The following is a 5,512-nucleotide window of genomic DNA, read 5'->3' on the forward strand; positions in this document are numbered from 1 at the left end:
TGGCCGAGCCGCAGGCGCTGTTCGCCCGCATCCGCCATGCCGGCGCCGCCTTCCTGGGCGGCCACTGCCCCGAGGCGCTGGGCGACTACGTGGCGGGGCCGAACCATGTGCTGCCCACCGGCCGCACGGCGCGCTTCGCTTCCGGCCTGTCGGTGTTCGACTTCCTCAAGCGCACCACCTGGATCGCCGCCGAGCGGCGCGGGCTGGAGGCGATCGGCCCCGCCGCCGTGGCGCTGGCCGGGGCGGAGGGCCTGGACGCCCATGCCCGCAGCGTCTCGATGCGGCTGGGGCAGGGCTGAGCCCCCGTCCCTGCCGCCACCTTTCCGCGCCGTCCTTGAAGGTTGAAGAATTCGCCTCCCGGCGCCATTTCCATGCCGTACCGAGCGGCCGGCGCCCTGCCCGCTTCCGCAGCCTGTGCTTGACCAGCCGGGCGCGGGCGATCATGGTCCGCCCCGCCTGCCACCACCCCCGAAAGAGGCCTGATGTCAAAAGAAGATATGATCGAGTTCAGCGGCCAGGTCGTTGAACTTCTGCCCAACGCGATGTTCCGCGTGAAGCTCGACAACGAGCACATGGTCCTGGCCCATACCAGCGGCAAGATGCGCAAGAACCGCATCCGCGTCCTGGCCGGGGACCGCGTCAATGTCGAGATGACGCCCTACGACCTCACCAAGGGCCGCATCACCTTCCGGTTCAAGTAATGCCTGAGGCGGGCCAGCCGGTTCTGCCGGACGTCGCGCCCGAGGGCGCCGCCACCTCCCCCGACAAGGCGGACCCATCGCTGCCTCCGCGCTCGCCGCAGGCGCGCCCGCCGCTGGTGCTGGCCAGTGGCAGCCCGCGCCGCCATGCGCTGCTGGCGCGCATCGGCGTCGTCCCCGTGAGCATCCTGCCGCCGGAGATCGACGAGAGCCCGCTGCGCCAGGAACTGCCACGCCAGCTCGCCGGGCGTCTTTCGCAGGCCAAGGCGCGCACCGTGATGGCCGCCGAGCCCGCGGCGCTGGTTCTGGCCGCCGACACGGTGGTGGGCGTCGGCCGCCGCATCCTCCCCAAGGCCGAGACCGAGGCGCAGGCGCGCGAATGCCTGGCGCTGCTCTCCGGCCGCCGCCACCGCGTCTATACCGGCGTGGCGCTCGGCCTGCCGGATGGGCGGCTGCTGACGCGGGTGGTGGAAAGCATCGTCACCTTCCAGCGGCTGAGCCCGGCGCAGCTCGAGGCCTATGTCGCCAGCGGCGAATGGCGGGGCAAGGCGGGCGGCTACACCATCCAGGAATCCGCCGAGGCCTTTGTCCGCTTCCTGTCGGGCAGCTATTCCAACGTGGTGGGCCTGCCGCTGCACGAGACCGCGCAGCTGTTGCGGGGCGTCGGGTGGCTGCGCCCCTGATCCTGGTTTCCGTCTCCCCTGGCGAGCAGCGCACCGCCCTGCTGGCCGGGGGGCGGCTGGAGGCCGCTTTCATCGAGCGCCCCGCGCGGCCCGAGGGGGTGGGCGACCTGCACATCGCCCGCATCTCCGCCCGCACGCCCGCCATGGGGGGCGCCTTCCTGGCCATGGCCGGCGGCAAGACCGGCTTCCTCCCCGACTCCGAGGGTGCCAAGGGCCGCACCGAGGGCGAGTGGCTGCGCGTGGCGGTGACGCGCGCGCCGCAGGGCGGCAAGGGTCCGCGCCTGGCAGCCCGGCCGGGGGCCGAGGCTTTCCAGGGCCCTGTTCGCCTGTTGCAGCGCGGCCCGGACGCGCCGCTGCGCCTGGCCGCGCAGCACCCCGGGGCGCTGATCCGCACCGATCATCCCGCCACCGCCGCCCGGCTGCGGGCTGTGTTGCCTGCCGAGCGGGTGGCGCTTTCCGCCGCTCCCGCCTTCGACGAGGCGCTGGAGGAGGCGTTCGAGATCCTCGCCGGCATGGCCGTGCCCCTGCCCGGCGGGGGGCGGCTGACGCTGCACCCCACCCCGGCCCTGCTGGCCATCGACATCGATGCCGGCGCCATCGCGGGCGGGCGCGACGCCACGGCACACCGCGACCTCAATGCCGCGGCCCTGGCCGAGGCGCTGCGGCAGATCCGCCTGCGCCACCTGGCCGGCGCCATCCTCATCGACATGGCGGGGATGCCGGTGGCACGGCGGCGGGATCTGCTGCCCGGCCTGAAGCCGCATCTCGAGGCCGACCCGCATCTGCGGCTGGTGGGCATGACGGGGCTGGGGCTGATCGAGCTGCAAAGGCGGCGCGTCCACACGCCGCTCCACGAGGTGCTGGGCGCGCCCGCTTCCCCCCTCACCCGCGGCCTCGCAGCCCTGCGGCGAGGCCTGCGCGAGGCCGCCGCCCGTCCGGGCGCGAGGCTGGCGCTGACCGCCCACCCCGCCGTGCTGGCCGCGCTGCGCGACTGGCCCGGCGCGCTGGAGGAATTTGCCCAGGCCGCCGGGATGCTGACCTTGCGCCCCGACCCGCTCTGCGCCCCCGGACAGGAGCATGTCCATGCCGAATGAACCCAAGCCCCGCCGCGCCGCCTGCCCCGTCTGCGGCAAGCCCTCCGACCCCGCGCACCGCCCCTTCTGCTCGGATCGCTGCCGGCGGGTCGATCTCGGGCGCTGGCTGCAAGGAGGCTACGTCATCCCCGGCCCGCCGGTGGCCGACCCGGAGGAGGAGAACGGCCAGGCTTGAGAGATGCCGGGGCTTGAGAGGCCACCAGGCTTGAGACCGGCCACAAAACAATCCCGCCTCCCCGCTGGACAGGGCGCGGCGCATCCGTTATTTCCCCGTCATCTGCCGACGGCGCCTCCCGGGGCGCTCAAGCATGGGCCCAGATAGCTCAGTTGGTAGAGCATGCGACTGAAAATCGCAGTGTCGCTGGTTCGATTCCGGCTCTGGGCACCATCCACTTTTTATCTCCTCTGTTTTCAGTAGCTTGACTATCGCTTTCGTCCCACTCCGACCGGCCAGGGTTGGGGTGGGACTTTTTGTTTGCGGCATCGGCCGCAACGAGGCGGGAGAAAGCGCTTTCCGCCATGACCCGCTGCGCCGCTCCACGGGTGTATCGGTCCACCTCCTTCAGGGTGCGATGCCCCGTCACGGCCATGATCTCGTGCGCCGTGCAGCCCAGCTCGGCCAGGCGCGAGGCAGCCGCCTTGCGCAGCCCATGGGGAGAGCAGAGAGGCAGGCCGGCCTCCCGGCACCACTTGCGGAAGCGGTTGCCGAACGTCTCCGCCGAGTAGGGCGTGCCCCGGTCACTGACCAGGAAGGCCAGTTCCCCGGTGGGGGACGCATCAAGGATGCGCTGAAGCTCGGGCACGATGGGCAGTTCAAGCCGCACCGGACGACGCTTCCGATTCTTCTGCTGCGTGAAGGCAAACCAGCCGTCGCGCACATGCTGCCGGCCAAGCTGCACCACGTCGCCGCGCCGCTGGCCGGTGTAGAGCAGCAGCGCCATGGCAAGCCGGGCCTTGCTGCCCACCGGGTGATGCGCCTCGAACTGCCGCACCTCCTCCAGCGACCACGCATGGAAGCCCTCGGCGCTGCCCGGCAGGTAGGACACCTTGGCCGCCGGGTTGTCATGCACCAGGCTCAGCGCCACGCCGTGCCGGTAGACGGCGCGCAGGGCCTTCAGGAGCCCGTTGGCGGCCTCGGGCGTCTCTGCCCGGTCATCCCGGATGCCGATCAGGTGGCGGGCCTCCAGCCGCGCCGCAGGCTTGTTGCCGTGGCTCTGGCGGAAGCGGTCCAGGATGCCGCGCCGCACGCGCTGGGTGCGCTCATCCATGCGCCGGAACTCGGCCGAGCGGTAATAGGCCATGCAGAGCGCATCCACACTGCCCGGCAGCACCACGCCGGGGGCCACCGCAGGCTTGGCCTTCTGCGGCTTGGCGTTGACCGCCTTCCGGTACTCGGCATCGAAGGCATCCGTGCCGGGCGTCTCGTACAAGCGAACCTTGGGCTTGCCCGGCTGGCGCAGGTAGACACGGACATTGCCGTGCCGGTCCCGGTCCTGCACCACGTAGCGGTAATTGCGCTCCACCTTGATCATGGCGTGTCCCAGGGATTGGCGTCGCCGTCACCCGGTAGCGCGGCAAAGGCGAGATCCAGCGCATGCCGGTCCCACACCTTGCGCGCCCCGATCCGCTTCGGACCAGGCATCCGCCCATCCTGCACCATGCCATCGAACGTGGTCGGGCTGATGCCGAGATAGGCCGCCGCCGTCACGCGGCAGAGGCCACGCGGCGGCAGGCTCGGCGGAAGAACAGCGTCGCTCCGCACCGTCAGGCCCCCTCCCCCTCCACCGGCTGCTTGCCGGCCGGCCTCGGGTTCCATCCCTCGATATCGCGGATCTCGTCCGGGTCCAGAATGCCGGCCTCCACCGCAATCTTGTGGGACTGCCACCGCGCCTCGGCGTCGGCGCGCATCAGCCCGGACATGTCCAGCTCCAGCGTGCAGTCGGCGCTGTTGACGCCGAAGACGCTGCGGGAGAACTCCGCCTCGATCTTCCGCGCCCAGGGCGAGAGGGTGAACTGCGCAAACCAGCGCCCAGCCTCGCGGCTGTTGGTGAAGGTGCCGTGGCTCAGATCCTGCACGATGGGCGGCGGCACCTGAAACAGCCGGCACAGCTCCTCCACGCTGAAGCGACGGCTGGCCAGCAGCTCGGCATCTTCGGGGCTGATGGAGGCATTGCCGAACTTGAAGCCCCCTTCCAGCATCGGCAGGCGGCCGTGCTGCATCGCCTCGCGGATCTTCCCCAGCCAATTGTCCACGTCTTTGCGCTGGGCCTCGGTCAGGAAGACCGGCGCCTCGATGAAGCCCTGCGCCCGCAAGCCGCCCGAGTAGAGCTTGCTGACCGCGTTGTTGGCGGCGATGGCGATGCCCAGCACCTCGGGCGCACGGCTGATGCGGGAGCGGCCCAGCAAGCCATCGTCGGATCGGTCGCGAAGGTGGAACACCTCCCCCTCCAGATACCGTCGCGAGAGGCCCGGACCGCCCCAGGGCGCGGAGAAGTGCGCCACGTCATAGGCCAGGCGCCCGGACGGCAGCAGCGACACCTGCACGTTGTTCCAGGGGATCGGCAGCAGCGCCGTGGGCCGGCCGGCGCCATCGTATTCCACCACGCACACCGCGTTCCCGTGCAGCAGGGCCTGCGCCATGATCCATTCGATCAGGTCGGGCCATGTCTGCCGCGTGTTGGGATGGCGGATGATGCGGGCCACCGGATGGCCCGGCAGCTCCGTCCGACCACGTTCGGCAGCCCGGTAGACATAGGCCGGGAGGCTCGCCATGGCGCTGCTGATGGCGCTGACACAGGCCGCCACGGTGGCCAGGTTCTCAGCCAGGCGGGGCGAGACATAGGCACCGCTGGCGGTGGGGCTGATGCCGAACGCCTCCGCGTAGCTGGCGCTGGTGGCGCTGCGGGCCTCGGTCTTGCCGAACAGGCGGGAAAGGATGCCCATCACAGCGTCTCCAGAAAGCGGCGGCGGGAGGCAGCACCGGAGAGCGCGCCCCGGTGACGCGCCTCCACGCTGGTGGCGGCGTAGGCCGGGAAGG

The 5,512-nt window shown here is 71.3% G+C and carries 6 protein-coding genes, 1 tRNA gene and 1 pseudogene; 6 read left to right on the plus strand and 2 right to left on the minus strand.

The features are described 5' to 3' along the window. From CR162_RS07735 to CR162_RS07760, 6 genes are all read left to right on the plus strand, one after another. A partial coding sequence (locus tag CR162_RS07735) for a histidinol dehydrogenase (RefSeq protein ID WP_176559758.1) occupies positions 1 to 299 on the plus strand: 299 nt, incomplete at its 5' end. Positions 300 to 482: 183 nt separating this feature from the next. Further along, a complete protein-coding gene (gene infA / locus CR162_RS07740; protein WP_007003972.1) occupies positions 483 to 701 on the plus strand; it encodes a translation initiation factor IF-1 in 219 nt (72 codons plus the stop codon). Next, the gene (locus tag CR162_RS07745) at positions 701 to 1,381 is read left to right on the plus strand and encodes a Maf family protein (protein WP_367604097.1); all 681 of its coding nucleotides are present in this window, start codon (positions 701 to 703) and stop codon (positions 1,379 to 1,381) included. The genes infA and CR162_RS07745 overlap by 1 nt, the downstream gene beginning before the upstream one ends. Further along, positions 1,366 to 2,475 carry a ribonuclease E/G gene (locus CR162_RS07750; protein ID WP_099094973.1) on the plus strand — a complete coding sequence of 370 codons (1,110 nt, stop codon included), beginning with the start codon at positions 1,366 to 1,368 and terminating at the stop codon, positions 2,473 to 2,475. The genes CR162_RS07745 and CR162_RS07750 overlap by 16 nt, the downstream gene beginning before the upstream one ends. Further along, positions 2,465 to 2,650 (plus strand): DNA gyrase inhibitor YacG, encoded by a 186-nt coding sequence (gene yacG / locus CR162_RS07755; protein ID WP_099094974.1) that lies wholly within the window; start codon positions 2,465 to 2,467, stop codon positions 2,648 to 2,650. Before CR162_RS07750 ends, yacG begins: the two co-directional genes overlap by 11 nt. 137 nt (positions 2,651 to 2,787) lie before the next feature. Further along, a tRNA-Phe gene (locus CR162_RS07760) sits at positions 2,788 to 2,863 on the plus strand. Between the two features lie 199 nt (positions 2,864 to 3,062). Here CR162_RS07760 and CR162_RS23215 read toward each other — a convergent pair. Beyond that, positions 3,063 to 4,007, minus strand: a pseudogene (locus CR162_RS23215) (tyrosine-type recombinase/integrase); the annotation flags it as partial. Positions 4,008 to 4,239: 232 nt separating this feature from the next. Then, positions 4,240 to 5,418 (minus strand): phage portal protein, encoded by a 1,179-nt coding sequence (locus CR162_RS07775; RefSeq protein WP_099094976.1) that lies wholly within the window; start codon positions 5,416 to 5,418, stop codon positions 4,240 to 4,242. Positions 5,419 to 5,512: the final 94 nt, after the last annotated feature.

This window comes from Teichococcus rhizosphaerae (genome assembly GCF_002631185.1).
GTDB lineage: Bacteria > Pseudomonadota > Alphaproteobacteria > Acetobacterales > Acetobacteraceae > Pseudoroseomonas > Pseudoroseomonas rhizosphaerae.